Origin of the sequence: Chryseobacterium soldanellicola (assembly GCF_900100115.1) — a bacterium.
Lineage (GTDB): Bacteria > Bacteroidota > Bacteroidia > Flavobacteriales > Weeksellaceae > Chryseobacterium > Chryseobacterium soldanellicola.
Genome location: NZ_FNKL01000002.1, coordinates 361,783 through 386,277, shown reverse-complemented (window position 1 = coordinate 386,277; position 24,495 = coordinate 361,783). Strand labels below are relative to the sequence as shown.

25 protein-coding genes are annotated in these 24,495 nt (G+C 35.9%); 10 read left to right on the top strand and 15 right to left on the bottom strand.

Features of this window, described 5'->3' with window-relative positions; all coding sequences use genetic code 11:
* Positions 1 to 29 precede the first annotated feature (29 nt).
* Genes BLT04_RS06540 through BLT04_RS06530 form a run of 3 tightly spaced genes read left to right on the top strand, consistent with a single transcriptional unit; the run spans position 30 to position 2,165 of the window.
* A complete protein-coding gene (locus BLT04_RS06540; RefSeq protein ID WP_089754923.1) occupies positions 30 to 611 on the top strand; it encodes an LUD domain-containing protein in 582 nt (193 codons plus the stop codon).
* Between the two features lie 23 nt (positions 612 to 634).
* Entirely contained in the window at positions 635 to 1,507 is an 873-nt protein-coding gene (locus BLT04_RS06535; protein ID WP_089754921.1) for a phosphatidate cytidylyltransferase, read from the top strand.
* 4 nt (positions 1,508 to 1,511) lie between these two features.
* Positions 1,512 to 2,165 carry a phosphatidylserine decarboxylase family protein gene (locus tag BLT04_RS06530; RefSeq protein ID WP_089754919.1) on the top strand — a complete coding sequence of 218 codons (654 nt, stop codon included), beginning with the start codon at positions 1,512 to 1,514 and terminating at the stop codon, positions 2,163 to 2,165.
* Between the two features lie 237 nt (positions 2,166 to 2,402).
* On the opposite strand, the gene BLT04_RS06525 is transcribed toward BLT04_RS06530, so the two are convergent.
* The 4 genes from BLT04_RS06525 to BLT04_RS06510 all read right to left on the bottom strand — a co-directional run bounded on the left by BLT04_RS06525 (position 2,403) and on the right by BLT04_RS06510 (position 6,364).
* A complete protein-coding gene (locus tag BLT04_RS06525; protein ID WP_089754917.1) occupies positions 2,403 to 2,753 on the bottom strand; it encodes a DUF1801 domain-containing protein in 351 nt (116 codons plus the stop codon).
* Positions 2,754 to 2,777: 24 nt separating this feature from the next.
* Entirely contained in the window at positions 2,778 to 4,616 is a 1,839-nt protein-coding gene (locus BLT04_RS06520) for an ABC transporter ATP-binding protein (protein WP_089754915.1), read from the bottom strand.
* 193 nt (positions 4,617 to 4,809) lie between these two features.
* Positions 4,810 to 5,733 (bottom strand): M28 family peptidase, encoded by a 924-nt coding sequence (locus tag BLT04_RS06515; protein ID WP_089754913.1) that lies wholly within the window; start codon positions 5,731 to 5,733, stop codon positions 4,810 to 4,812.
* A 241-nt stretch (positions 5,734 to 5,974) separates the two neighbouring features.
* A complete protein-coding gene (locus BLT04_RS06510) occupies positions 5,975 to 6,364 on the bottom strand; it encodes a DUF4293 family protein (protein WP_089754911.1) in 390 nt (129 codons plus the stop codon).
* 145 nt (positions 6,365 to 6,509) lie between these two features.
* On the opposite strand from BLT04_RS06510, the gene rho reads away from it, so the two are divergent.
* Both rho and BLT04_RS06500 read left to right on the top strand, forming a co-directional pair.
* Entirely contained in the window at positions 6,510 to 8,432 is a 1,923-nt protein-coding gene (gene rho / locus BLT04_RS06505) for a transcription termination factor Rho (RefSeq protein WP_089754909.1), read from the top strand.
* A 217-nt stretch (positions 8,433 to 8,649) separates the two neighbouring features.
* The gene (locus BLT04_RS06500; protein WP_062651314.1) at positions 8,650 to 9,246 is read left to right on the top strand and encodes a superoxide dismutase; all 597 of its coding nucleotides are present in this window, start codon (positions 8,650 to 8,652) and stop codon (positions 9,244 to 9,246) included.
* A gap of 50 nt (positions 9,247 to 9,296) precedes the next feature.
* On the opposite strand, the gene BLT04_RS06495 is transcribed toward BLT04_RS06500, so the two are convergent.
* Together BLT04_RS06495 and BLT04_RS06490 are read right to left on the bottom strand one after the other, a co-directional pair.
* Positions 9,297 to 9,719: a DUF6146 family protein gene (locus BLT04_RS06495; protein ID WP_089754907.1), complete on the bottom strand. Its 423-nt coding sequence runs from the start codon at positions 9,717 to 9,719 to the stop codon at positions 9,297 to 9,299.
* Positions 9,720 to 9,762: 43 nt separating this feature from the next.
* Positions 9,763 to 10,950, bottom strand: coding sequence for an endonuclease/exonuclease/phosphatase family protein (locus BLT04_RS06490; protein WP_089754906.1), 1,188 nt, complete (start codon positions 10,948 to 10,950; stop codon positions 9,763 to 9,765).
* A gap of 247 nt (positions 10,951 to 11,197) precedes the next feature.
* Between BLT04_RS06490 and BLT04_RS06485 the strand changes: the two genes are divergently transcribed.
* The 3 genes from BLT04_RS06485 to BLT04_RS06475 all read left to right on the top strand — a co-directional run bounded on the left by BLT04_RS06485 (position 11,198) and on the right by BLT04_RS06475 (position 16,041).
* Positions 11,198 to 14,065, top strand: coding sequence for a carboxypeptidase-like regulatory domain-containing protein (locus tag BLT04_RS06485; protein WP_089754903.1), 2,868 nt, complete (start codon positions 11,198 to 11,200; stop codon positions 14,063 to 14,065).
* 38 nt (positions 14,066 to 14,103) lie between these two features.
* A complete protein-coding gene (locus BLT04_RS06480) occupies positions 14,104 to 15,495 on the top strand; it encodes a M949_1556 family lipoprotein (RefSeq protein WP_089754902.1) in 1,392 nt (463 codons plus the stop codon).
* An 87-nt stretch (positions 15,496 to 15,582) separates the two neighbouring features.
* Complete coding sequence (locus BLT04_RS06475; RefSeq protein WP_089754900.1) at positions 15,583 to 16,041, top strand: hypothetical protein; 459 nt, start codon at positions 15,583 to 15,585, stop codon at positions 16,039 to 16,041.
* Positions 16,042 to 16,087: 46 nt separating this feature from the next.
* Here the strand turns inward: BLT04_RS06475 and BLT04_RS06470 are convergent, their stop codons facing one another.
* From BLT04_RS06470 to BLT04_RS06450, 5 genes are all read right to left on the bottom strand, one after another.
* Positions 16,088 to 16,558 (bottom strand): DUF6702 family protein, encoded by a 471-nt coding sequence (locus BLT04_RS06470; protein WP_228421915.1) that lies wholly within the window; start codon positions 16,556 to 16,558, stop codon positions 16,088 to 16,090.
* A gap of 59 nt (positions 16,559 to 16,617) precedes the next feature.
* Positions 16,618 to 17,367, bottom strand: coding sequence for an LOG family protein (locus BLT04_RS06465; protein WP_089754897.1), 750 nt, complete (start codon positions 17,365 to 17,367; stop codon positions 16,618 to 16,620).
* Positions 17,368 to 17,373: 6 nt separating this feature from the next.
* The gene (locus tag BLT04_RS06460; protein WP_089754895.1) at positions 17,374 to 18,087 is read right to left on the bottom strand and encodes a nucleotidyltransferase family protein; all 714 of its coding nucleotides are present in this window, start codon (positions 18,085 to 18,087) and stop codon (positions 17,374 to 17,376) included.
* Positions 18,088 to 18,171: 84 nt separating this feature from the next.
* Positions 18,172 to 18,579, bottom strand: a complete 408-nt coding sequence (locus BLT04_RS06455) for a RapZ C-terminal domain-containing protein (RefSeq protein WP_089754894.1) — start codon at positions 18,577 to 18,579, stop codon at positions 18,172 to 18,174.
* Between the two features lie 236 nt (positions 18,580 to 18,815).
* On the bottom strand, positions 18,816 to 19,835 hold the full coding sequence (locus BLT04_RS06450; protein ID WP_089754893.1) for an aminoglycoside phosphotransferase family protein: 1,020 nt from the start codon (positions 19,833 to 19,835) through the stop codon (positions 18,816 to 18,818).
* Positions 19,836 to 19,884: 49 nt separating this feature from the next.
* On the opposite strand from BLT04_RS06450, the gene xrtF reads away from it, so the two are divergent.
* Both xrtF and BLT04_RS06440 read left to right on the top strand, forming a co-directional pair.
* A complete protein-coding gene (xrtF, locus tag BLT04_RS06445; RefSeq protein WP_089754892.1) occupies positions 19,885 to 20,415 on the top strand; it encodes an exosortase family protein XrtF in 531 nt (176 codons plus the stop codon).
* The gene (locus tag BLT04_RS06440; protein WP_089754888.1) at positions 20,402 to 20,839 is read left to right on the top strand and encodes an exosortase F system-associated membrane protein; all 438 of its coding nucleotides are present in this window, start codon (positions 20,402 to 20,404) and stop codon (positions 20,837 to 20,839) included. Before xrtF ends, BLT04_RS06440 begins: the two co-directional genes overlap by 14 nt.
* 134 nt (positions 20,840 to 20,973) lie before the next feature.
* Here the strand turns inward: BLT04_RS06440 and BLT04_RS06435 are convergent, their stop codons facing one another.
* From BLT04_RS06435 to BLT04_RS06420, 4 genes are all read right to left on the bottom strand, one after another.
* Positions 20,974 to 21,468: a DinB family protein gene (locus tag BLT04_RS06435; protein WP_170828440.1), complete on the bottom strand. Its 495-nt coding sequence runs from the start codon at positions 21,466 to 21,468 to the stop codon at positions 20,974 to 20,976.
* Between the two features lie 393 nt (positions 21,469 to 21,861).
* A complete protein-coding gene (locus BLT04_RS06430; protein ID WP_089754884.1) occupies positions 21,862 to 22,860 on the bottom strand; it encodes a cation diffusion facilitator family transporter in 999 nt (332 codons plus the stop codon).
* 54 nt (positions 22,861 to 22,914) lie between these two features.
* The gene (locus tag BLT04_RS06425; RefSeq protein ID WP_089754882.1) at positions 22,915 to 23,907 is read right to left on the bottom strand and encodes an aspartate-semialdehyde dehydrogenase; all 993 of its coding nucleotides are present in this window, start codon (positions 23,905 to 23,907) and stop codon (positions 22,915 to 22,917) included.
* Between the two features lie 74 nt (positions 23,908 to 23,981).
* Positions 23,982 to 24,422, bottom strand: coding sequence for a hypothetical protein (locus tag BLT04_RS06420; protein ID WP_089754880.1), 441 nt, complete (start codon positions 24,420 to 24,422; stop codon positions 23,982 to 23,984).
* Positions 24,423 to 24,495 lie beyond the last annotated feature (73 nt).

Below are 24,495 nucleotides of genomic sequence, written 5' to 3'. Positions count from 1 at the left end.
TGTATAAAGTTGACTAAAAATAATTTAAGTTGAATTTATTCAAGAAGATTGTAAGCAAACTTACCAACCAGTCTGAAGAAGAAGACAAACAGAGTTTGGAAAAATTAGGGGATTCGCTGAAAAATGCTGATCTCGACTATAAGTTTGCCCAATTGTTTACGCATTCGGGTGGTTTTTTCAATTACTGTGCAGATGAATCGGAGGCGTTACAAACCTTACATCAGATTCTGAAAATTGAAGGGGTAAACTCTGTTTTCTGTTGTGATAAAGATCTTCAGAACTTTTTGAATGTCGTTAAAATTCCTTACACCCCGGAATTGGAGCTTTCCAACGATGCGGCTTTTATCACCTGTGAATATCTGATCGCTTATGATGGCAGGATTATGCTGTCTCACAATAATATCCTTCATTATCATTCTTCGAGACTTCCTTCAAAAATTATTATTATGGCGAATGTTTCACAGATCGTCAATAACCTTAATGATGCCATGGGAAAGATCAAAAGAACAGGGAATATCAAGAATCTTACTTCCATCAGCGGAAGCCAGTCTAAATTAGATACCTCGTCTAATGCGAATACCAAACTTTTTTTATTGCTGCTTGAGGATTAGGCAGAACTTCTAAATTTTACATTTTGGACAAAAATCTTATTCAGAGAACCATTTCCGGGATTGTTTACGTAGCAGTCATTATTCTTTGCACAACTCCGCTGGGAGCGCAGCTGATCAATGGCATTTCTCCGGATCTCGTGAAACAGCAATATCTTTATTATGGATTAATAACATTGTTGTTAACCGTCGGCTCCTGGGAATGCTTCAAGATCATGAAGTTCGGAAAAAGCTATGAGAAATGGATCGTTTTCCCTTTGGTTATCCTGATCTTTTATATGTTTTCGAAAAGATATTTTCACCACGATTTCTATTTTGATTTCAGGTTGACGGAAATATTGGCTTTATTATTAATTTTAATAGCTGTTATTACGTTATTTAAATATCCGAGTGAGCTATACTATGACAGCGGAAAACTTATTTTTACGGTCATTTATGTGGCTCTGCCGTTCAGCTTTGCGTTAGGCTTACCGAAATATTCCACTTATGAAGATACGTTTTCACTAGAAGTGCTTTTCCTGTTTATTTTAATCTGGAGCAGCGATACTTTTGCTTATTTAACAGGTAAATTCTTCGGAAAGCATAAAATGGCGCCTAAAATTTCGCCTAAAAAAACCTGGGAAGGCTATATCGGTGGAGTTGTCTTAACTTTAATTTTATCTTATTTCATCGAAAAATATCAGCACGATCTTCGCGGAAACTGGATGGTTGTCGGCTTTTTAGTCGCTGCATTTGCGCCGTTGGGTGATCTTGTGGAAAGTCAGCTGAAAAGAAATTTCGGGGTAAAAGACAGCGGAAACATCATTCCTGGGCATGGTGGCGTATTAGATCGCCTCGATAGTTTTTTAATCTGCGCGCCTGTCGTATATTTGTACTTTATTTTAGAAAAATTTATTTAATCTCATGAAATTACATAGAGAATCAAAAGGAACGATTACGGTAGCAACCATCCTTTTTATAGTGTTGGCTGTTTTAGCTATTTATTTCCTTAAAATGTGGTCACTGCTGATCATTTTGCCATTATTGGTTGTGTACAGTTTGGTATTTTGGTTTTTCAGGGTTCCGGACCGCGATATTCAGGATCACAGAGAAAACGTTATTGCTCCCGTCGATGGAAAAGTAGTAATGATCAAAGAAGTTGAAGAAACCGAGTTTTTGAAAGAAAAAGCAATTCAGGTTTCCATTTTCATGTCTCCTTTGAATGTTCATATCTGTAGATTTCCTGTTTCGGGAAAAGTAATTTACAAAAAATACCATCCCGGGAAATACCTTGTAGCGTGGCATGAAAAATCTTCCACAGAAAATGAAAGAACAACCGTTGCTGTGGAAAGTTTAACCAACCATAAAGTGGTTTTCAGACAAATTGCAGGATATGTTGCCAGGAGGATCGTTTTCTATTGTAATGAAGGCGATGATGCGAAAGCCGGGCATGAATTCGGTTTCATCAAGTTCGGTTCAAGAATGGATGTTTTTCTTCCTTTGGATACTGAAATTGTTTGTAAAATCGGAGATATCACAAAAGGTGGTATTGATGTGATCGCAAGAATGAAAGATTAAGATTTACATTAAAATATTTAAAAGACTGTTTCGAAAGAGGTGGTCTTTTTTTGTTTAAACACAAATGACACGAATGTTTTTCACGAATGACACAAATGATGACGATTTGAATTTAAAACGCAATATTTTCATCAATAGGAACGGGCTTTAGCCCGTTTAACGAAGAATTAGATCATCAAATTGGCTTTAGCCAAAATTTAAAACCAAGTTGATTTAATAAATCCCAAACCCTAAATCCTAAGCCCTAACAAACTGTTTAACCTCCTCAATTAACCTCAAGATAAACTCCACAGGCAAATCCGCTTCCCTATCAATTAAAAGGATTTTAAACTTCTTTCTGCCTTCCTGAAGCAATTCCGGATAGTCGAGTCTGTCGCCGTGGTAAAAGCTCACATAATGCTTCTTGTATTTTTTGCTGTAATATAAATAACAGAGCATTTTCTTTTTATACTTAAAAAACGGAAGCCCGAAACTCAATGTTTCAGTAATATTTTCTGGGTCGGATTCGAGGATTTTTTTGCGTAAAAAAAGAAGAGTACTTCTATCAGGCTCTTCAATTCTGTAGAAATACTCTTGTATGGGATTCATTTTAAAATTTAATTTAAAAAGATTTTAATCGAAATTCTGTAGCTCAACAAGTTTGTTATACATTCCTTTTTTCGCAATAAGATCGTGATGAGTTCCTTGTTCTACGATATCTCCTTTTTCCATAACTACGATCCAGTCTGCTTTTTGAATCGTTGAAAGGCGGTGAGCGATCACTAAAGATGTTCTGTTTTCCATCATTTTTTCTAATGCATCCTGAACGAATCTTTCTGATTCCGTATCCAAAGCTGAGGTTGCTTCATCCAAGATCATGATCGGCGGATTTTTCAATACCGCTCTGGCGATAGAAACACGTTGCTTCTGACCTCCGGAAAGCTTTCCTCCATCATCTCCGATATTTGAATCATAACCTTCAGGAAGACGAGTAATAAAGTCATCTGCATTGGCAATTTTCGCCGCGGCAATCACTTCTTCCCTTGTTGCATCCGGTTTACCCATCAGAATGTTATTGTACACCGTATCATTAAATAAAACGGATTCCTGTGTTACCATTCCCAGAAGCTGGCGGTATTCTTTTAATTTTAAATTTTTAACATCAGTTCCGTCAATAAGAATTTCACCTTCCGAAACATCGTAAAATCTTGCTAAAAGGTTGGCAATGGTAGTTTTACCACTTCCGCTTTGTCCCACAAGCGCAACAGTTTTTCCTTTTGGAATGATCAGGGAAAAATTCTTAAGTATCGTGTGGTCTTTATCATAGAAAAAGCCAATATTATTAAATTCAATCTGATGATTAAGAGTAGAAATAGCGACCGGATTTTTCGCTTCATCAATTTTTACATCCGCATCAAGGATTTCTAAGACTCTTTCAAGTGAAGCTTCTCCTTTCTGAACGTTTCCGATTGAAGTTGATAAGCTCTTTGCCGGAGGTAAAATCTGGAAGAACATCCCCAGGAAAACCAGGAAATCTGCCGGAGAAATCGACTGTTCCACAATAATTTGTTTTCCACCGTACCAGGCGATAATCAGGAAAGTGATTGATCCTAAAAATTCGCTCATCGGAGAGGCCAATTCTTTCTTTCTTCCTAAGCTGATCGAGCTGTTGATCCATTTTTGCATAGACTGCGTGAATCTGTTGTTCATGATCTTTTCAGCATTAAAAATCTTGATCACTTTTGATGATTTCAAGGTTTCATCTACAATGGAAAATATAGTTCCCATTTCGTGCTGGGCTTCGTGTGAATTTTTCTTCAGGCTTTTTCCTACCAAAGCAATCATTGTTCCCATTACAGGCAATACAAGTAAGGAAAAAAGCGTCATTTCCGGGCTTAAAAAGAACAAAGTAATCAATGTGCTGATCAACATAAACGGCGCATTGATCAATTCGACCAAGCTGCCCAGAATATTGCCTTCCACTTCTCCCACGTCATTAGACATACGAGACATCAAATCTCCTTTTCTGCGTTCCGTAAAAAATGAAACAGGAAGAGAAAGTATTTTATTGTACATCGCTCCACGAAGGTCTTTTGTAACGCCGACACGATAATTGATCAATAAAAAAGAGCCTAAATATCTGAAAAGGTTTCTCAATAAAAACATAAAGGCAGTTACCACACAAAGCCACGCCAATACGTTAAGCGCACCGTGTTCTGTGACCAGATTCTGAACGTAGTAATTGGAATATTCTTTAAGATATTTAAAAAAATCTCCGATCTCACCCGAATATACAGGAGCCGTTTTATAGGTTTCTGGCTTTATAGTTCCGAAAAGCATTCCTAAAACCGGAAGGATCGTTCCCAATGAGGCAATCTGAAATACGGAATACATAAGATTGAAAAATAAACTTCCGTAGATGTATTTTCGGTGAGGCCTTGCGAACTTTAGTATTTTTAGATATTGGTTCATTCAATGAAAAAATTGGATAGCAAAATTACGTAAAATTAAAAGATTAGACGTTTCTTACCTTATTTTACTTTACTAATATGTTTCAGTTGCGGCTTTTTTGTTACAAATTATTTTAATCTTCAAAAAAATTATTCTGCTGTTATTCTAATATAAAAACAAAAAACCGCCAAAAGACGGTTTTGAATTGTAAAAATTAATTAAAAATCACTTTATCAGTGTATTTCGGAGTAAAATTATTAGGATTTAATTTTTCCAGCGTTTTTCCGAAATTATTGATGATCTGGGTCATATTATCAAAATCAACAATATTTACATCATCATTTACTTGGTGATAATGCTTGATTTTGGTCATATCAGCTGTTGAAATTGAATGGGCAATAATTTTCTTTTTCACAAAATTCACGTTGTCGGATCTGTAAAATAATTGTTCTGCAGCGTAAGGATCGGCATTGATCTTTAATCCGTTGACTGCATTTTTATTGAACAGCTCGTCAAGATCTGAAAACTCATCACCCGTCATGAAAACTGCGTTTTTACCGAACTGAGATTCTGTAGCCACCATTTCAAAATTGAAAAGCGCCGTCAGATTATTATAAATTTTATCTAAATTTTTATCTTCTGCAATCGCGCTTGAGCCCAGCATGCCTTTTTCTTCACCATTAAATGCCATGAAGACCATTGAAAATTCAGGAGTTTTACTTTTAAAATAATCTGCAATTCCTACTAGCGTTGTGATTCCGCTGGCATCGTCGTCTGCGCCGTTATAAATGTTGTCACCACTTTTATTGTTGGTTCCGATATGATCAAAATGTCCCGAGAAACCTAGATATTTGTCAGTTTTCCCCTTCTTGACACCGCAAACATTGTAAACCGTTTTTCCTTTATAAGTAAACGGAACCAAGTACGAATTTCCTGTACAATATGCTAAATTATCTTCTTTGAAAAGTTTTGCAATATAGTTTGCGGCATTTTCATTTTCCTGAGTTCCTATCTCGCGGCCTTTCATTTCATCTGACGCCAAAGTTGAGATAACGGTGTTGATTCTTTCCTTAGAAACTTCCTGCGCAAAGGAAAATATGGAGAAAAGTGAGAAAGTAAGGTAGGTTAGTTTTTTCATGCGTAGATAAATTTTAATAATCTGTCGCAATTTAAAATAAAATGTTGCAATAATAATATAAATTTTATTTTTCACAGATTTACACAGATGTTTATGCATATTTTTATTTATTAACCTTAAAGATTATACGCAATCATCTGTGTAAATCTGTGAAATCCGTGGTAGAAAAAAGAATTAAGGTTAAAAAATAAAAAAACAGCTCCTAAAAGAAGCTGTTCTCACTCAAAAAATCGTTGTAAGGCTATCGAAGTCTGTCTACAGATTTTACGAGCCTCTCATCTTTCTTGATATAAACGTTTGCAATAAGCAAACAGATTATCGCGATCAATGGGAAAACCGGCTCAATACCCTTCTCAGGAAATTGCATTCCTCCGGATAATTTTAGCAGCCAATACGCCAATACACCAATCAACAAAGCGTTTATAATGATGCTGATGGTATTCAGCAAAATTTGTCTTTTTCTGTTTTTAAAGCTGAAAACACTTAGTAATCCAACCAAAACAAGCACTACACAACCGGCATTTATCACCGGAATGCTATCTGAAATGATAACATCCTGCCCTGTAACGAACAGGAACACAGCAGCTAAAACTGCTAAAAAAGTCCATATAGTCTGTATTCTTTGTAGCATTGAATATTAAATTCCAGGCAAAAGTACTATAAATTTTGCACAATTCAAAAATAAGTGTAGATTTGCATTATACGAATGCACTTGAAAACCAAAGTCACCGGACTTACTTTTCTTATTCACAATTAATTACATTTTTTACATAAATATGTTTAACATTGAAACGTTAAGGTCAAAATCCGTAACGGAGCTGACTAAAATCTTAAAGGATTTGGGCGTTAAGATTGCAAGAAACAGCAATGAAAATGACAAAATCTTTGCAATTCTTGACTTTCAGGCTTCCAATCCCAAAGTGGCAAAAGATTATTTCAACACCACAGAAACCAATATGAATGCTGAGGAAATCCCGACAGAAAAACCTGCAAAGGCTCCTGTCAGAAAAGCTGCTCCGAAAAAAGCGGCCCCAAAACCTAAAACAGAAGTAAAATCTCCGACAGAGATAACACCGGCAGCTGAAGAAAAAACAGAGGAAAAGGAAACTATTTCGGAAGAAATAAAACCTGCAGAAGTAAAAGCTGAAGCTTCAGAAGAAAACTCAGCCGCTGCCCAAGCTAAGAAAAAGAGGAAAAGAGTCCCTACTAATATGGGAAACACGGAAAATCCTGCTCAGGAAAGACCGGAAACTCATAAAAACACAGAGCCTCAGGAATCTGCTTCAGCAGAAGAAAAGCCTAATACTCCTCAACAACAATCTCAGGCTAGATCTCAAAAAGGTCAAAATCATCCCCAGAACAACGGAAACCAGCATAGAAATCCGAATCAAAATCAAGGTTCTAATCAAAATCCTAATCAGGGACAGGCTCAAAATCCTAACCAAAATCAGAATTCAGGACAGAATCAAAACCAGAATTCAAACCAAAATCCTAATCAAAACCAAAACCCTAATCAGAACCAGAATCAAAACAGGCATTCTGAGAGACAGGAAGACCATCATGAGCACAGAAAAGAGTTCAATTTTGATGGAATGGTAAGCATTGAAGGGGTTTTAGAAATTTTGCCGGATAACTACGGATTTTTACGTTCTTCAGATTTCAGCTATATTTCTTCACCTGATGATGTTTACGTTTCTACGGCACAAATCAGAAATTTTGGTTTAAAAACTGGAGATACCGTAAGAGGAATCGTAAGGCTTCCGAAAGAAGGAGAGAAATATTTTTCTTTATTAAAACCAATTGAAGTTAACGGCCGTGATCTTGCTTTTATTAAAGACCGCGTTGCTTTTGAATACCTTACCCCGCTTTTTCCGGAAGAGAAATTTAATTTAGCAGGAAATAACTCTACAATGTCTACAAGAATTGTTGATTTGTTTGCGCCGATCGGGAAAGGACAGAGAGCAATGATTGTTGCCCAGCCAAAAACGGGTAAAACAATGTTGTTGAAAGATATTGCAAATTCTATTGCATCCAATCACCCAGAAGTGTATATGATGGTACTTTTGATCGACGAACGTCCGGAAGAGGTTACCGATATGGAAAGAAGTGTAAATGCGGAAGTTATCGCTTCTACATTTGATGAAGCGGCAGATAAGCACGTAAAAGTGGCCAACCTTGTTTTAGCAAAAGCTCAGAGAATGGTTGAATGTGGTCATGATGTTGTTATTTTGTTAGACTCCATTACAAGATTGGCAAGAGCTTACAATACGGTTACTCCTGCATCAGGGAAGGTTCTTTCCGGTGGTGTTGATGCGAATGCGCTTCATAAGCCAAAAAGATTCTTCGGTGCTGCAAGAAAAATTGAAGGCGGCGGATCTTTAACGATCATCGCAACAGCTCTTATCGATACAGGTTCTAAAATGGACGAAGTGATCTTTGAAGAATTCAAGGGAACGGGTAACATGGAACTTCAGTTAGACAGAAAAATTGCCAACAGAAGAATTTATCCTGCTATTGATTTAGTTTCTTCAAGCACTCGTAGAGATGATTTGCTTCTTGATGAGGTTACTTCTCAGAGAATGTGGATTTTCAGAAAATATCTTTCCGAAATGAATCCTATTGAGGCCATGGAATTTGTTAATAAAAACATCAGAGGAACTCTTAACAATGAGGAATTCCTGATGTCGATGAATAAATAATTTAATTTAATATTGTTTAAATAGAAAGCACGGATCTCTGATTCGTGCTTTTATTTTGATCTGATAACTCCATCTTTCAGCCTGCAGCTTCCTTTTTTAAAATTAAACTTATTCTAAATTAATATATCAATGTTAAAGATTTATTAAAGTAATACGCATTTTTTGAATATAGGTCAATTATTGGTTAACTTTGGGTTATAACATTAAAAATAAAATTATGTCATTTGAATTACCAAAATTAGGATATGCTTACGATGCATTGGAACCGACTATTGATGCAAAAACAATGGAAATCCACCATACAAAGCACCACCAGGCATATATCGACAATTTAAATAAAGCAATCGAAGGTACTGAACTAGCTGGAAAAACGATCGAAGAGATCTGCCAGACAGGAACTGACAAGCCAGCAGTAAGAAATAATGGCGGCGGTCACTTCAACCACTCTTTATTCTGGGAAATTTTAACTCCGGGAGGAAGCAATGAGCCTGTAGGAAACGTAAAAGCAGCTATCGAAGCGTATGGCGGACTTGAAAAATTTAAAACTGATTTTTCTGAAGCTGCGAAAACAAGATTCGGGTCAGGTTGGGCTTGGTTGGTAAAAAATGCTGACGGTTCTGTATCTGTTTCTTCTACTCCAAACCAGGATAACCCGTTAATGCCTGTTGCAGACGTTAAAGGAACGCCGGTTCTAGGACTTGACGTTTGGGAACATGCTTATTACTTAAACTACCAAAACAGAAGACCTGACTATGTTGCAGCGTTTTTCTCTGTTGTAAACTGGGATAAAGTTGAGGAATTATTCAACAAATAATTGTTAGCTATTATAAAAATAAAAGGTTTAGGAGTTTTTTCTGAACCTTTTTAATATCTTGTAACGTCACTTCCGGAAAGATTGTTCATTTTTAAGCCATATTTCCAATTGACATAAGCAAAAACCTGGTATAATTTATACTCAAATTTTAACCCGTAATTTTCTTTCGGATCGTAATCAATAGAAGATTCAATGACATTTCTGTATCTGCCTGAGGAATAATAAGAATTCCATTCATTTACTAAAAGAATATTTCTGCTTTTTAAGGAAGATTCTGAATATTGGCTCATCGGTTGGGCAATTGCATTCAAAAAATAATCAAATTGAGTATCAATAACTGTAATATCCCATTCACCATCATCATTTTTTGAGGGTTGAATTTCCGATTTCTCTTTATCGCTTTTAAGCTTTTCCTGCGAAAAACAAGCAAAAGGAATAAAGAATATTGCAATTATTAAAACTAAATTTTTCATACCTAAATTTACAAAAAAAAGCACTCAAATTGAGTGCCCTCTTTTATGGTTCTTTCTGCAAGATCACAAATGCCGGAAAGTGGTCACTGTAACCTCCTGTGAACTGATCGCCATTCCAGGATCTGAAAGGGTAGCCTTTATAGTTTCCTTCTTTGTTAACCAGATAAGGGGGAGCATAAATTTCCGCTTTGTAAACGGAATACTCTTTTGTTACCTGGTCAGAGATTAAATTTTTAGAAACAATGATCTGATCAAATAAGTTGGGTGCATCCTGATAAGCCAAAGATGCGATTCCTTTTTTATATAAAGGATACATTAAATTAAGATAAGGCGTTGTTTCGCTTAAATCTTTCGGGCTTGGCTGAGCTTTCAAATGATTTTTTAAACTTGCGCTTACAGGATCGTCATTAAAATCACCCATTGCAAAAAGTTTTGTGGTAGGATCTGCAGCTCTGATGCTGTCCATCTGTTGCTTTAATAAAGTGGCTGCGGCATTTCTTTTAGGTAAGGAAACGGCTTCACCGCCTCTTCTTGATGGCCAGTGATTCATAAAAAACGCTACCTTTTCGTTGTCTAAGAAACCTGTAACGACCAAAATATCCCTTGTATATTCTCTTTTACCGTCTTCACCGAAAACTTTTAACTCTTTTTTTAATGAATTGGTCACCGTAAATCTTCTTTTCTGATAAATTAACGCTACATCAATTCCTCTGTAATCGTAAGAATTATAATGAATAATTCCATAGTCGTATTTGGCAAGAACGGGCTGTTTGATAAGATCCTGAATAACCTGTCTGTTTTCAACCTCGATCAGGCCAACTACAGCAGGGGCTGTTTTGGTATATTGCGCACCAAGTTCAGAAATTACTTTTGCTTCATTAGCCAGTTTTGCTTTGTAAACTTTGGTATTGTAGTTTTTTGGGCTTGAAGGGGTAAATTCTTCCGAACCACCCTGATATTTTACCACTTTTTTACCGGCTAGCAAACCGTCACTCCACTGTCCGTCGTATTTTTCTGCTTCCAGAAATTTTACGGAATCCAAAGGAATGCTTCTGTGAAAAGCGGGATTGCTTATATCTTTTGTTCCATCAATATAATCTGCAGAGCGTACGGTATCCCAAAGATTTTCAACATTCAGAAAACCCACGGCGGCAACCTTTCTCAGCTTGCCTTGCTGTGCGAAAACCATCATTGAAAAAACAATGGCTATAAAACTTAAAAATCTCTTCATCCTATATAGAGTATTAATATTATTTAATCGACAAATTTACTTTTTTTTAACTTGATCCCATTTTAAATATTTGTAAATTTAAAATGTTGTAGCTGTTGATTTTTACATAATCATTCTTAAAAGTTTGCAATGTTAAGAAAAAATAATGTTAAAAAAATTGTAAATTCTAAAATTTGATTAAATTTGTGCCCCCAACTTTTAAACTGTTGAAAATTAAGAAGAAAAGTATTTAAAAAATAACATACGCATGATTAAAAAACTATCATTAGTCTCTTTATTTACTTTACTTCCTGCTTCATTCTATTTTGCGCAGACCACTGTATTTGCGTATTTAAAGGATGCTGACGGGAAGCCCGTTGAAAGGGCAGAAGTAGATATTAAAGGGAGCGACAATGATGTAACGGCCGACAAGATTGGATATTTCCAATTTGTAGATTTACAGCCGGGGCATTATCAAATTGTGATTACGAAATCAAACTTCGAAACGAAAGTAATGGAGTTCGACGTAGCCAATGAGAAAAGAAAGGATCTAGGGACAATTACCCTATATTCTAATCTTACAAGCGCCGATCAAGGTTTAACGATAATAGACAATGATAGTGATGATGAAGGCGGCAGCAGCGGACAAGCTTCTACGGTAGGTCTGTTACAATCTTCTCAGGACGTATTCAATAAAATTGCTGCTTTCGATTTAGGAGTTTATTGGTTCCGGCCGAGAGGTATTGACGGGAGAACCGGAGAATCACTGCTGAATGGTGTTTCTATGGTGAAATCTGATAACGGAAATGTAGACTTCAGCAACTGGGGCGGATTAAACGAAATTACCAGATACCCGGAAATTGCAGCCAATCATTCGCCTTCTGAATATGCATTCGGAGGAAACAGCTCAGTTGTATATAAAAATACAAAAGCCAGCGAATACAGAAAAGGATTTCAGTTTACACAATCTTTAACAAACAGAAATTACAGAAACAGAACATCTCTAAGATACAGCTCCGGAATGAGCAAAAGCGGATGGGCGTTTACATTGATGGGAGCAAGAAGATGGGCTGAGGAAGGTATCCAGGAAGGAACTTTCTATGATGCTTACGGTGCGTATCTGGGAGTTGAGAAAAAGTTTAGCGATAAGCATACGATGACTTTCAACTTTATCGGAGCTCCTTACAGAAGGTCAACCGCAAGCCCGAGCACTCAGGAAGTATATGATTACAGAGGCGTACATTACAACTCGTATTGGGGTTATCAAGACGGGGAACAGAGAAGTGAAAGAGTAAGAAAAGGTTTCCAGCCTTTATTCCAGCTTCAGGATTTTTGGAAAATTAATAAGAATTCAAGTCTTTGGACATCAGTTTCTTATCAATTTGGAAAAGATAAAGGTTCTCGTTTAGACTGGCAGAATGTTCAAAACCCGTCTCCGACATATTACAGAAATTTACCAAGTTATTATGATTCTTTAGACCCGAATGCATCAGTTATAAATCCGGACGGAACAATGACGACTGCACAGGATGCCTACAGAACATCTTTAGCCGGATGGCAATCGGGAGATCCAAATGTGACTCAATTAAATTGGGACAGATTGTACAGAAGAAATATGCAGCAGCCTGCAGGAACTTATTATGGGCAAACAGGTAAAAGAGCTTTATATTATTTAGTAAATGATGTAAGTGATGATAAAATATGGAATGCTGCTACTCACTTTATACACAATTTTAATGATACGACTAAATTTTTATTGAACGTATCTTATCAGAATTACCGTTCTGAACAATACAGAGAAGTAAACGATCTTCTGGGTGCTGATTTTGTACTAAACAGAGATCCGTTTGCAGCTACAAACCAACCGGGTAAATCAGGTCTATATAATGAAGGTGAAGAAAATGTAGCTAAAAAAGTAGGTGATAAAATGACCTACGACTATATTTTTAGAAGACAGGAAGTAAAAGTAAATCCGGGATTGAAGTTTTCAACAGGGAAATTTGATGTATTTGTTTCCGGAATGTTTGGATATTCCAGCTCAAACAGAGAAGGTTTGTTTAATCATTATTTATACAAAGATTCTTATGGAAAAGGAACTGATTATAACTATTGGAACTATGGTATAAAAGGACAGGCGATCTATAAAGTTAACGGAAGAAACTTTATTGTTTACAACGGAGCATACTATACGCAGGCTCCTTATTTGGAAGATTTATTTGTTAACCCGAGAGTTAACGGATCTGTTGCGCCAAATGTGAAAAATATGGTTGTAAATGCTAACGACTTAAGTTATGTAATGTCAACTCCTTTCTTAAAATTAAGATTAACAGGATATTTGGTTGATACAGATAACGAAACTACGGTACAAAGGTACTTTGCTGACGGTCTTGCGTTGAAAAGTGTAGATGCAGATGGTAATCAAACGAACGTACAGAGTGCATTCGTATCTCAGATCATGACAGACGTGAAGAAAAGAAATATGGGATTGGAACTAGGAGTTGATGTAAAAGTGATTCCTACATTATCTTTACAAGGTTTGGCAAGTATAGGACAATATACTTATGAAAATGATCCGATGACCTATTTTGCTTCAGATGCTGCCGGAGTTTTCCCAAATGGGCTTCCTTATACAAGTTTAGGAAAAGCATATATTAAAAACTATCGTCAAGGAGGGACTCCTCAACAGGCTTTCTCTTTAGGTTTCCGTTACAACAACCCTAAATACTGGTGGGTAGGCGCAAACTGGAACTATTTTGATGATAATTATCTGGATCCGGCTTCATTAGTCAGAACCGAAGGATTTACTCAGAATGATCTTACTTCATCACCATTTTATGGCTTATCTGAAGCTGATTTGAGAAAAGTTTTAGAACCCAACAGATTACCTTCTTCATTCTTCCTAAATGCTAACGCAGGAAAATCTTGGGTAATCGGTAAATATTATGTTTTGATTTCTGCTACTGTAAATAATATTTTAGATAATAGAAAATATATTACAGGAGGTTTTGAACAGACAAGAAATGCTAAGTTCGACACTTTCTCGGAAGATTTAAATAGAGAATATCCTTTATTCGGACCAAAATACTGGTACACTCAAGGAAGATCATATTTCATAAATTTACAGTTTAGATTCTAGTAATCAAATCATTAACTACTTTATTAAAAATTATTAAGATGACAATAAAAAAATACTTAAGTTTAGTAGCAGGAGTTGCATTTGCAGCAATTTCTATTACCTCTTGCGTACAAAAAGATGAATGGGATACACCGCCAATCAAGTGCGAAAACAAATTCCCGGCTCCAACGATGTCTTTGGCTGATTTTAAAGCTCAGGCTCCGGCTACAGGATATCTTTTGATTACTACTGACCAGATCATTGACGGGTATGTAGTTTCTTCTGACGAAAACGGAAATTTCTATAAAACAATTTCTTTCCAGGATAAGCCTGAAAATCCTACTGCAGGTTTACAGATCGAAGTTGACAGAGCAAGCAACTATGCAGATTTCCCTGTTGGAGCGCATATCAGAATTAATGCTAAAGGTTTAAGGCTAGGTCTCGACAGAGGTGCTGTGAAAATAGGTTCTGTAGATCCTACTTTTGCAATCGGAAGAATCCCGGCTTCTTTATTAAGCAGATATATGTCAGGGGTTTGTAACGGAAACGGACTCGAAATTGTAAACATTAAGCCGGTAGAATTGCCCAATCTTGCTGCAGCTAAGGCTGAACAATACATCAATACATTGGTGAAAGTTCCTAACACACAGTTCTCTATCGGAGATATTTTCCCTGTTAATAAAGCTTACATCGATTATGTTGGCGGAGCGGGAGTTGATACAGACAGAACTTTAGAAGATGCTTCAGGAAATTCAGTGACCCTTAGAAATTCAGGTTTCTTCGCACAAGGTTCTAGCTTATTGCCAACAGGAAACGGAGATATTACTTTTGTAGTAAGCCGTTATACAACAACTTGGCAAATGTTGATCAGAAGCACAAATGACGTTAATTTTAAAGGAAACAGAGTAGATGCAACACCGCCAAAAGGAGGTACAGCCATCACTTATTCAGGTTCTTTCCTTGAAAATTTTGAGAGCTATTCATTAACTCCGACCAACCTGGAAGTTTATCCTAAATATGTTAACGATGCTCTTTTAGGAAACAGATACTGGCAGCTGAAGACTTTCAGCAACAACAAATACATTCAATTAGGAGCGAATTCCGGTTCAGGTCCGTATGTTACTTATTTCATTGTACCTGTTGATTTTACAGCAGCAAATACCTTGAAATTTGATGTGAATGTTGGTTTCTGGAACGGTAACGCTCTAAAAGTTTATACAACTACAAACTATACTCCGCTTGGAGACATTACAGCAGCCAACAAAACGGATATTACTTCGGCATTTACAATTCCTACAACGCCTGTGAGCGGATACGGAACTTTAGCACCTGCCGGAACTTACAATATTCCTGCCGGATTAACAGGGAATGGTTTTGTAGTATTTGAATATTCAGGAAACGGAAGTGGTGTTACAACTACAATTCAGTTAGATAATATTCAGGTTCAGTAATTTATACTTGACTATAAATAACATATAACATAGAGCTGTCTTTAATTAGACAGCTTTTTTTTAATTTTGTATTTAAAAGTATAAAAAATGGAAGAAGGTAAAACCGTTTTTTGGACAATTGTCATAGGCATTGCCTTTTTAGTAATTTATAAAATTATTTTTGTTGTATATGCCGGTAACCCAAGTGTGACTATGCTTAAAAATATTAGATATGGAGTAGGAACAGTTACGTCGGGTTATTATACTGAAAAACGACGATCTGGAAATGATTTTAAATTTATTTCCAACAAAGGAAACTTTATAGAATCAAATGAAGATGGAGAGTTCATCAATGGCAGACGTTATCTTGTTGCTTTTGATTCATTAGATATTAGAGATGGGGTTTTACTTTTAGATAAATTTGATATTACAGATTCTTTGAGAAAATATCATATCTATCCGGAATATGGGATGTATGAAGCGAGTTGGTCATTGCCTAACATACCTTTTCAATACGACAAAAGCGATATTGAATATGAAGTAAGAATGAACGTTAAAAGTGATTAATAACAAAAAACCACCGCAAAAGCAGTGGTTTTGTTAATTTTATTCTTTAGAAAGAAACTTCATTCACTTCTTTTCCCCGCTGGAAATTCATTGTTTTCTGGCTTCCTTTGTAAGCAATATTCACAAGGTTGATCTGCTTAGGAAAAGCGCTTAAAAGTATCGTATTCTTTATTTTTAAGGTACTGATTTCCGGAATTCCTCCGGTCTCAAAATATACCCAAACTGTTTCCCCGCTTACCTGGCTACCTGTAAAGGTAATTGTTTTGGGAGAACCATTAACGTACACATCAAAGTTGTTATTTACATACTTTTTTACCTCTGCTTCGAATCCTGCTGTGCTGGGGTTTATCTTGATGGCGTCTGAAATATGATTAGTATTCATCTTTGTGGTAAACTTCAACGTCTTACTTCCATCGATATAGTCCACTTTTGTCATTGAAGAGAAAAAGTCTGCATAAACAAAACTCATTAACACAAAAAATGTTAAAATTCCGGATAAATATAAAAGTTTTTTCATCTTAATTAATAGATTTACAATCATAGATTGTTATTTATAGTTCACAAATAATATGCCAATTAGAAGTTTACGTTCACAGAATACTTATCGTAGAATGCTTTAATGTGTGCAACTGCTTCGTCAGCGCTGTCTACCACACGATAAAGGTCCAAATCATTTTCTGCGATCATGTCCTCTTTTAACAAAGTAGCTTTAAACCAATCGAGTAAGCCGCTCCAAAATTCAGAGCCAACCAGAACTATAGGGAACCTTCCGATTTTATTGGTCTGAATCAAAGTGATGGCTTCCGTAAGCTCGTCCAGAGTGCCAAAACCACCGGGCATGACAATGAATCCCTGAGAATATTTTACAAACATCACTTTTCTTACAAAGAAATAATCAAAATTCATTGAATAAGATCTGTTGATATAAGGATTAAAGTGCTGTTCAAACGGCAAATCGATATTCAACCCGATGGATTTTCCTTTAGCATTAAAAGCCCCTTTATTTCCTGCTTCCATGATTCCGGGACCGCCGCCGGTAATGATTCCGAAGCCTATTTTAGTGATTTTTTCGGCAATTTCCACAGCCATATTGTAATATTTACTCTCAGGCTTCAGTCTTGCCGATCCGAAAATAGAAACGCACGGGCCGATTTTAGCCAGTTTTTCATAACCGTCTACAAATTCAGCCATTACCTTAAAAACCATCCAGCTGTCTTTGGTAATGGTCTCGTCCCAGTTTTTTTGTCTTAAACTGTTGTGCAGCTTTGTTTCATTACTGTCTAATTCCGGATTTACCAGACTTTCGTCTCTTCCATCAATTTCCATTGCAGATTATTTAAAATATTTTTCGGCTTCTATTACAGATTCGGGTCTGCCGACGTCTATCAGGATGCTGTCATGTACAAAACCATGAATGTGTTCGGTTTGCATAAGATCCAGATATTCTTCCATAACAGAAAATTTGCCTTTTCTTTTTATTTTTTCAAAAATAGAAGGATTAATGCAGTGCACACCACTGAAAGCTAATGCTTTAAACCCTTTGTTAAACTCAGCCAATCTCTGCTCACCCGTCTGTACATTCAGCCAGCCTCTTAAAACCAAATCATCATTAAAAAGTAGTTTTCTTGAGCTTTCTCTATCCGAAACGGCTAATGTAGCAAAATCTTTTATCTTTTTATGATATTCAACCAGATCGGTAATATTGATATTGGTGAGAATATCTGCATTCATGATCAGAAAATCTTCGCCATGATCGAGGAATTTTCTGGCAAAAATCAAGCCGCCGCCGGTTTCCAGCAGTTCCTGGGTTTCGTCAGAAATTTCAATATTGCAGTTGAAATTACCGTTTTCCTTTAAAAAATCAACAATTTGATTTCCAAAATGATGGATATTGATGACAAAATCCTTTATTCCGAAACTTTTAAGATAATTGATATTTCTTTCCAAAAGCGGAATGCCATTTACCTTAGCCAAAGCCTTCGGATGATGATCTGTAAAAGGTTTAAGCCTTGTGCCTTTTCCTGCTGCGAAAATTAGAGCCTTCATTATTTATAATTGATAAGTGATGAATGATAATTGATGAAAAAATAAATGTTCTGAATAGATTATTTATAATTTATCACTTATCTTTTATGAATTCAGTTGATGCTGTTCGTCGTGGTGAAGGCTGATCTCAACTTTTTCACCATATTTTTCTTCAATAAAACGGGCAATTTTTATCGCTGAATATACCGATCTGTGCTGTCCGCCCGTACACCCGAAATTGATCTGCAGATTCTCAAAACCTCTTTCCAGATAATTGTCAATATTGATAGAAATAAGATTTTTTATTAATTCTAAAAATTTTGGCATTTCGGTTTTTGTTTCGAGGTATTCCTGGACGCCGATGTCGTTTCCGGTCTGGATTTTATATTCTTCAACTCTTCCGGGGTTTAAAATTCCTCGGCAGTCGAAGGTAAAACCACCTCCGTTTCCTGAATCATCTTTGGGAATTCCTCCTTTTTTGTACGAAAAACTGTGTATGTCGATGTGTAGCATTTTGTTATATTATAATTGATTATTGATAAATGATCATTGGTTTTGGAAATCGCTTATCAATGATTGTTTATCATTTATTTTTTTATATTTTCAGTCACTTTTGTCATTCCCTAGGAATCTAAAATTATTTTTTTATTTTGAAGAGATCCTTCGACTCCGCTCAGGATGACATGGCTAATACTAACTGTTAAATGAGCGTAATTTTTAACGGTGTCAGTCTTAGCTTGTCGAAGACTTTAACTTTGTAAAATCTCTCCAATTTTCAATTTTGTTTTCTCTAAACTTAATTGCTGTATTACTTTTTCAAGCTCGGGATAATTTTTCATATGTTCCCAGGATTGAGAAAATTCTGTGATATTTTCAATTCCTTTTTCGATGCTTGCGATAAAATGTTGCTTCTTTTGAATCAATCCTCTGAATCCGTAAGCTCCCAAAACCTGCAAAAACCGCATCATCTGAATGGGCTTAACCGAATTTTTTAGTTGAAGTTGAGTTTCTTCATTTTTAAATTGCTGAATGTAAAATTCCAGCATTTCATTTTTAAAATCTTCAGGAAAATTGGCTTTAGCCTGAAATAAAAACGAAATCACATCATATATCAAAGGGCCTTTCATCGCAGACTGATAATCGATGAACGCAACTTCATTATTTTCATTTACCATGATATTTCTGGCCTGAAAATCACGGATCATTAATCCTTTTGGCTCGAGATTTTCGATGAGGTTAGCGATTTTTTTAAATTCTTTCAGCAAAGTCGATTTATGATATTCCAGCTCCAGAACATCAGCAACGAAACTTTTAAAATAATATAAATCGTGCATTACGGGAAGCTCGTCATAACTTTCGTATTCAAAAGTTTTTGCGAAATCTATTTTGCCCTGAGTTTTAATTTGAAGCTGATAAAGTTTTTCCAGAGTCTGTTTCACCAAAAATTTCACTTTATCGGATAAACTTTCTTTAGAAATAATTTCTGAGAGAGTATTTTCACCTAAAAATTCCTGCACATATAGCTTTCTATCCTCGGAAATCGTGAATATTGTTGGTGTATTGAGCTTTAGCTGAGTAAAAATACCTGAGAAATAAAAAAAACTTTCGTTCTCCGGAATATTTTCATTGTAAGTAATAATATACTTCTTTTTATCTGTTTTTGCTAAAAAATTTACTCTCGCGGAGCCGCTTTGAGCTAAAGTAATAAACTCAGAAGTTGTTTTCCCTGAATATTTTTCAAAAAATAGGTTGGCGTTTTCAGCATTCATAGTAGAAAACAAATATAGTAATTTACGTGCTAATTTCTATCTTTGCAGTATGTTAAAGGATTTTAAACCTGTTTTAGGAATTTTACTGCGATTCATCATCATTTATCTGGTGCTGCTTTTTGCGTATCAATTTTACCTAAATAGCTTTAAGGCAGGTGGTTTAGATCCTTTTTCGAGGATAATTGCTGAGCAGGTGAGGTATTTTCAAAACTCAGCAGGATATCCGACGCAGCTTTATAATGATATTCCTAAGGAGCAAGTCTGGTTTTACGTAAAAAGTGATTATGCAACGAGAATGGTAGAAGGTTGTAATGCCATCTCGGTGATGATTCTTTTTGTCTCTTTTGTTTTTGCCTTTTATAAAGGTGTTAAAACATTTGCTTTTGTTTTGATCGGCCTTATTTTGCTTTATATTATGAATCTGGTGAGGATTATCGGCTTAAATATTGTGATGACGGATCATAAGCAATACGGTAAAATATCTCATGATTATATTTTTCCGGCGGTTATTTATGGTTGTGTTGTCTTGCTTTGGCTTATCTGGATTAAATTTTTTGCATTAAAAAATGAAGATTCTTAGTTGGTTTCTGGTCATGGCAGGAGTTGTTGGGCTTATCAGTGTGAGAGCGCTTGAAGACAGCATTTTCTATGATCCTTTTCTGAATTATTTCCATGAGGCTGATAAAAGCCTGGCCTTTCCTTCTTTTGAGTGGGGGAGGTTAATTATTGGGCATATTTTCAGATTTATATTAAACCTGATTTTTTCCTGTCTGATTATACATTTTTTGTTTAAAAATAAAGAATGGACCATTCAGGGAGCATTATTAATTGCGATAATTTTTTTCATCACATTTCCGATTTACCTGTATTGTATTTACAACAGATTTGAGATCGGATATCTTTTTTCTTTTTATATGAGAAGGTTTGTGATTCAGCCTTTGATTTTACTTCTTATCATTCCGATGTTTTATTATAGAAAGCAAATAAGCGAGAAAAAGGGATAATTATCCAAATAGATTTTTGGTCTTATGATTTTTATAAAGCATTCATTTAATTTTGAAATAAAACTTATCATCACATTATTTTATAATAAAAACCGGCAAAATAATCTGCCGGTCTTGAAAATGATCTACTTTTTTTAAATTAATTCATCAGCACTTGGCCCGTACATGCCTGGTATCTTTACATCCAGCAAACGTAAAAACACGCTTAACTGTCCGCGATGGTGATAAAGATGGCTGAAACACATACTTCGCAATACTGCCACTCTCGGCAATTGCAACATTATCTGATCGCCGGTTCTCAGGGTCCAAATTTCCATTAATTTTGCATCTGAGGTTTCTTTAAGCAGGCTTACACAATTTTCAACGGCTTTTTTATGAATATCCAGCAATTCTTCTGTGGTGGTTGCCTGTGTTGGCGGCTGATATTTCGTAACCGCAAGGTCTACTTCATCCAGCTTGAATATCCTTTCTGCCCAGTTAGGCAGATCTGCTATGTGCGTTGATAATCTGCACAGGTTCATTGATTTTTCGTGAGGTGCCCAGTCAAATTTATCTGCCGGTACTCTTTCCAATATTTTAAAGGTGCTGGCAGCCTCCATCTGTAATTCGCTAATAAGCGCTTGATTCATTGTCATTATTTGTGATTTTAAATTCGCGGACAAAGAAACGAAATTTTATAATAATTCAACGAAGTTTTCAATTATTACAGGCTGAAAATGAGTGCGAAAGCCTCTGAATTGTTTTAAAAGTAAAAATTTAATAAGAATTTTTTTCTCTGAATTTTCAATTTATATTTCTAGTTTTCAATTTTCATGAATTTATTCGTAATATTTTGAATGCCAGAGATCTATTTTTAATTAAAATAAGAAATGATAAAATTTTTTATTTTTCCAGTGCTATTTTTTTTATAATTTAATTCCTTAAGTTGTGAGATAATAACAGACAGCTTTTATTTAATTATAAAATAACAGGAGAAAGACAAGTGTGTAAAGAATGCTTTAATATTTAATAGTAAAGGCTTTTTATTTAACAGTATGCTTCACTTCTCGCGTGATATTCTCGGGAGTCCATTCCACTCTTTTGACAAATTCTCGTTCACGGACAGGGCAATCTGCAATCTGGCAAACAGGGCATGAAATATTTTTACAGTCATCCATATGAAAATTGAATTCAATGGTGCGTGTCATATTTTTCGCTAAAAGAATGATTACGTTTTCCATTTCTTTATGGGCATCACGAAGGCTGTAATACCAGGGCAGGGTAATATGTGCATCGATATGAAGGGAAGCCCCGAATTGCTGGATTTTCATGTTGTGAATATCAATCCATTCTGTTTTTCTGTTTTTTTCAAGAACTTTAACGATTTGGTTTAAAAGGTCGGGATCCTGCTCATCCATAATACCACTCAACGATTTGCGGATAATCTTATAGCCGACAAAGATGATATATCCGCCAAATAATAGAGCTACGGCAGAATCTATCCAATAAATTTTAGTGAAATAAACAACAAGTAAGCTGATAACGACGCCGAGGGTTGTAATTGTATCGGATTGCAGATGCTTTCCGGATGCGATGAGAACCAGTGAAGTGTCTCTTTCGCCTTTTTTAATGGAAATATAACCCAGAAAATAATTGATAATCGCGGTTGCGGCAATAATCCAGATTCCCCAGTCGAGCTTATTTAGTATTTTACCGGTTATGAGGCTGTTAACGCCTTCATAGATGATCATAATGCCTGCAATGGCAATCAGGGCACCTTCAATTCCGGAGGTCACGAATTCAACTTTTCCGTGCCCGTAAGGATGGTCTTTATCTTTTGGTTTTGCGGCAAGATGCAGGGAATAAAGCCCCATAAATGCGCTGATGACATTTACGATACTTTCCATGGCATCAGAAAATACGGCATCGGAATTTGTGAGCTTCCATGCGATAATTTTTCCTATGAATAAAATAACTCCAAAAACTGCGATCCATTTTTGAAAGCCTATTTTATCTTTATTGCTATTCGTTTGAACGTTCATAAGTTTGATAAAAAAAAGAATCTCAATTTTGAGACTCTTTTTTATTTTGTTAGTTTATACTAAGTTATTTGCTACTAGGTATTCTGCAATCTGTACTGCGTTGGTTGCAGCACCTTTTCGCAGATTGTCTGCTACGATCCAGAGATTCAGCGTTTTCGGCTGTGAAAGATCCCGTCTTATTCTTCCGACAAAAACCTCGTCTTTTCCCTCGGAATATAAAGGCATTGGATATTCGTTGTTTTTTACATTATCCATTACCACAACACCAGGAGTTTCAGATAAAATTTTTCTTACTTCATCAAGCTCGAATTCATTTTCAAATTCAATGTTAACGCTTTCAGAATGACCTCCCTGAACGGGAACTCTTACTGCAGTTGCCGTTAAATTAAATGTGTCGTCCCCAAGGATTTTCTTAGGTTCTTTCATTAATTTAATTTCTTCTTTCGTATAATCATCATCCGCAAAGGCATCACAGTGTGGCAATGCATTTTTGAAGATCTGATAAGGATAAACCTTCGCAATGGAATTGTCTCCGCTGATTTCTGCATTTAGCTGATCTACAGCTGCTTTACCAGTTCCTGTTACAGACTGATAGGTAGAAACGATTACTCTTTTTAAATCATATTTTTTGTTCAAAGGTCCTAAAACCATTACCAGCTGAATGGTAGAACAGTTCGGATTGGCAATAATCTTATCTTCTTTTGTCAACACATCTGCATTGATCTCAGGAACGACCAATTTCTTGTCAGGATCCATTCTCCAGGCTGAGGAATTGTCGATCACCGTTGTTCCTGCTTCTGCAAATAAAGGAGCAAACTCAAGTGAAGTTGAACCTCCCGCAGAGAAAATTGCGATATCCGGTTTGGCAGCTATAGCGTCCTTCATGCTTACAATCGTAAATTCTTCCTGTTTATACTTCACCTTTTTACCAATAGATCTTTCCGATGCAACCGGAATTAATTCTGTGACAGGGAAGTTTCTCTCCTCCAAAACTTTAAGCATAACTTGTCCAACCATTCCTGTTGAACCGACTACAGCTACTTTCATTGATTTAATTAAAAAATTTAAAATTAATATTTAAAATTATAAACTCATCATTTATAACTTATACTTTATAACTTTTACGCTCCGAAGACTCTTGCCCAAGGGAAAGCGAATGCGAATAAGCCTACCGCAATGAGTCCCATAATAACAATTCCTAAAGAAATGGTATCATTGGATTTTACTTTTTTGTTGATGATGGTCATTAAAACCGCAGCGATCAACATAGAAACGGGATGTTCTACATATTGGAATCTTGAATAAGAATCGCTCATTAATGTTCCGGCATCCAAAGCAGCTTTGAAACCGGGAGAAAATATCAATAACAGACATATTCCCACCAAAAACTGAACGTGAAAAAAGATCATTGTGAAGAGGGTAGTCTTCTTCAGAAATTTATTTACCTTACCACTGAAACCAAACATGGTCGTTAAAAGCGCAATAACAAATAATGCTACTAAAACCAGTTCTAAATACCCAAATCCTTTGTGAGCACTAAGAAAAACCTTGTAAAAATCCATACGTCTATTTTTTCTATTTTAAAGTACACAAATATAACAAAAATCCCGGCGAAAAGCCGGGATTGATATTTAT

Coding starts and splice junctions, on each gene's coding strand:
- BLT04_RS06530 (WP_089754919.1), top strand. CDS start 1,512: ATGAAATTACATAGAGAATCAAAAGGAACGATTACGGTAGCAACCATC.
- BLT04_RS06525 (WP_089754917.1), bottom strand. CDS start 2,753: ATGAATCCCATACAAGAGTATTTCTACAGAATTGAAGAGCCTGATAGA.
- BLT04_RS06520 (WP_089754915.1), bottom strand. CDS start 4,616: ATGAACCAATATCTAAAAATACTAAAGTTCGCAAGGCCTCACCGAAAA.
- BLT04_RS06515 (WP_089754913.1), bottom strand. CDS start 5,733: ATGAAAAAACTAACCTACCTTACTTTCTCACTTTTCTCCATATTTTCC.
- BLT04_RS06510 (WP_089754911.1), bottom strand. CDS start 6,364: ATGCTACAAAGAATACAGACTATATGGACTTTTTTAGCAGTTTTAGCT.
- rho (WP_089754909.1), top strand. CDS start 6,510: ATGTTTAACATTGAAACGTTAAGGTCAAAATCCGTAACGGAGCTGACT.
- BLT04_RS06500 (WP_062651314.1), top strand. CDS start 8,650: ATGTCATTTGAATTACCAAAATTAGGATATGCTTACGATGCATTGGAA.
- BLT04_RS06495 (WP_089754907.1), bottom strand. CDS start 9,719: ATGAAAAATTTAGTTTTAATAATTGCAATATTCTTTATTCCTTTTGCT.
- BLT04_RS06490 (WP_089754906.1), bottom strand. CDS start 10,950: ATGAAGAGATTTTTAAGTTTTATAGCCATTGTTTTTTCAATGATGGTT.
- BLT04_RS06485 (WP_089754903.1), top strand. CDS start 11,198: ATGATTAAAAAACTATCATTAGTCTCTTTATTTACTTTACTTCCTGCT.
- BLT04_RS06480 (WP_089754902.1), top strand. CDS start 14,104: ATGACAATAAAAAAATACTTAAGTTTAGTAGCAGGAGTTGCATTTGCA.
- BLT04_RS06475 (WP_089754900.1), top strand. CDS start 15,583: ATGGAAGAAGGTAAAACCGTTTTTTGGACAATTGTCATAGGCATTGCC.
- BLT04_RS06470 (WP_228421915.1), bottom strand. CDS start 16,558: ATGAAAAAACTTTTATATTTATCCGGAATTTTAACATTTTTTGTGTTA.
- BLT04_RS06465 (WP_089754897.1), bottom strand. CDS start 17,367: ATGGAAATTGATGGAAGAGACGAAAGTCTGGTAAATCCGGAATTAGAC.
- BLT04_RS06460 (WP_089754895.1), bottom strand. CDS start 18,087: ATGAAGGCTCTAATTTTCGCAGCAGGAAAAGGCACAAGGCTTAAACCT.
- BLT04_RS06455 (WP_089754894.1), bottom strand. CDS start 18,579: ATGCTACACATCGACATACACAGTTTTTCGTACAAAAAAGGAGGAATT.
- BLT04_RS06450 (WP_089754893.1), bottom strand. CDS start 19,835: ATGAATGCTGAAAACGCCAACCTATTTTTTGAAAAATATTCAGGGAAA.
- xrtF (WP_089754892.1), top strand. CDS start 19,885: ATGTTAAAGGATTTTAAACCTGTTTTAGGAATTTTACTGCGATTCATC.
- BLT04_RS06440 (WP_089754888.1), top strand. CDS start 20,402: ATGAAGATTCTTAGTTGGTTTCTGGTCATGGCAGGAGTTGTTGGGCTT.
- BLT04_RS06435 (WP_170828440.1), bottom strand. CDS start 21,468: ATGAATCAAGCGCTTATTAGCGAATTACAGATGGAGGCTGCCAGCACC.
- BLT04_RS06430 (WP_089754884.1), bottom strand. CDS start 22,860: ATGAACGTTCAAACGAATAGCAATAAAGATAAAATAGGCTTTCAAAAA.
- BLT04_RS06425 (WP_089754882.1), bottom strand. CDS start 23,907: ATGAAAGTAGCTGTAGTCGGTTCAACAGGAATGGTTGGACAAGTTATG.
- BLT04_RS06420 (WP_089754880.1), bottom strand. CDS start 24,422: ATGGATTTTTACAAGGTTTTTCTTAGTGCTCACAAAGGATTTGGGTAT.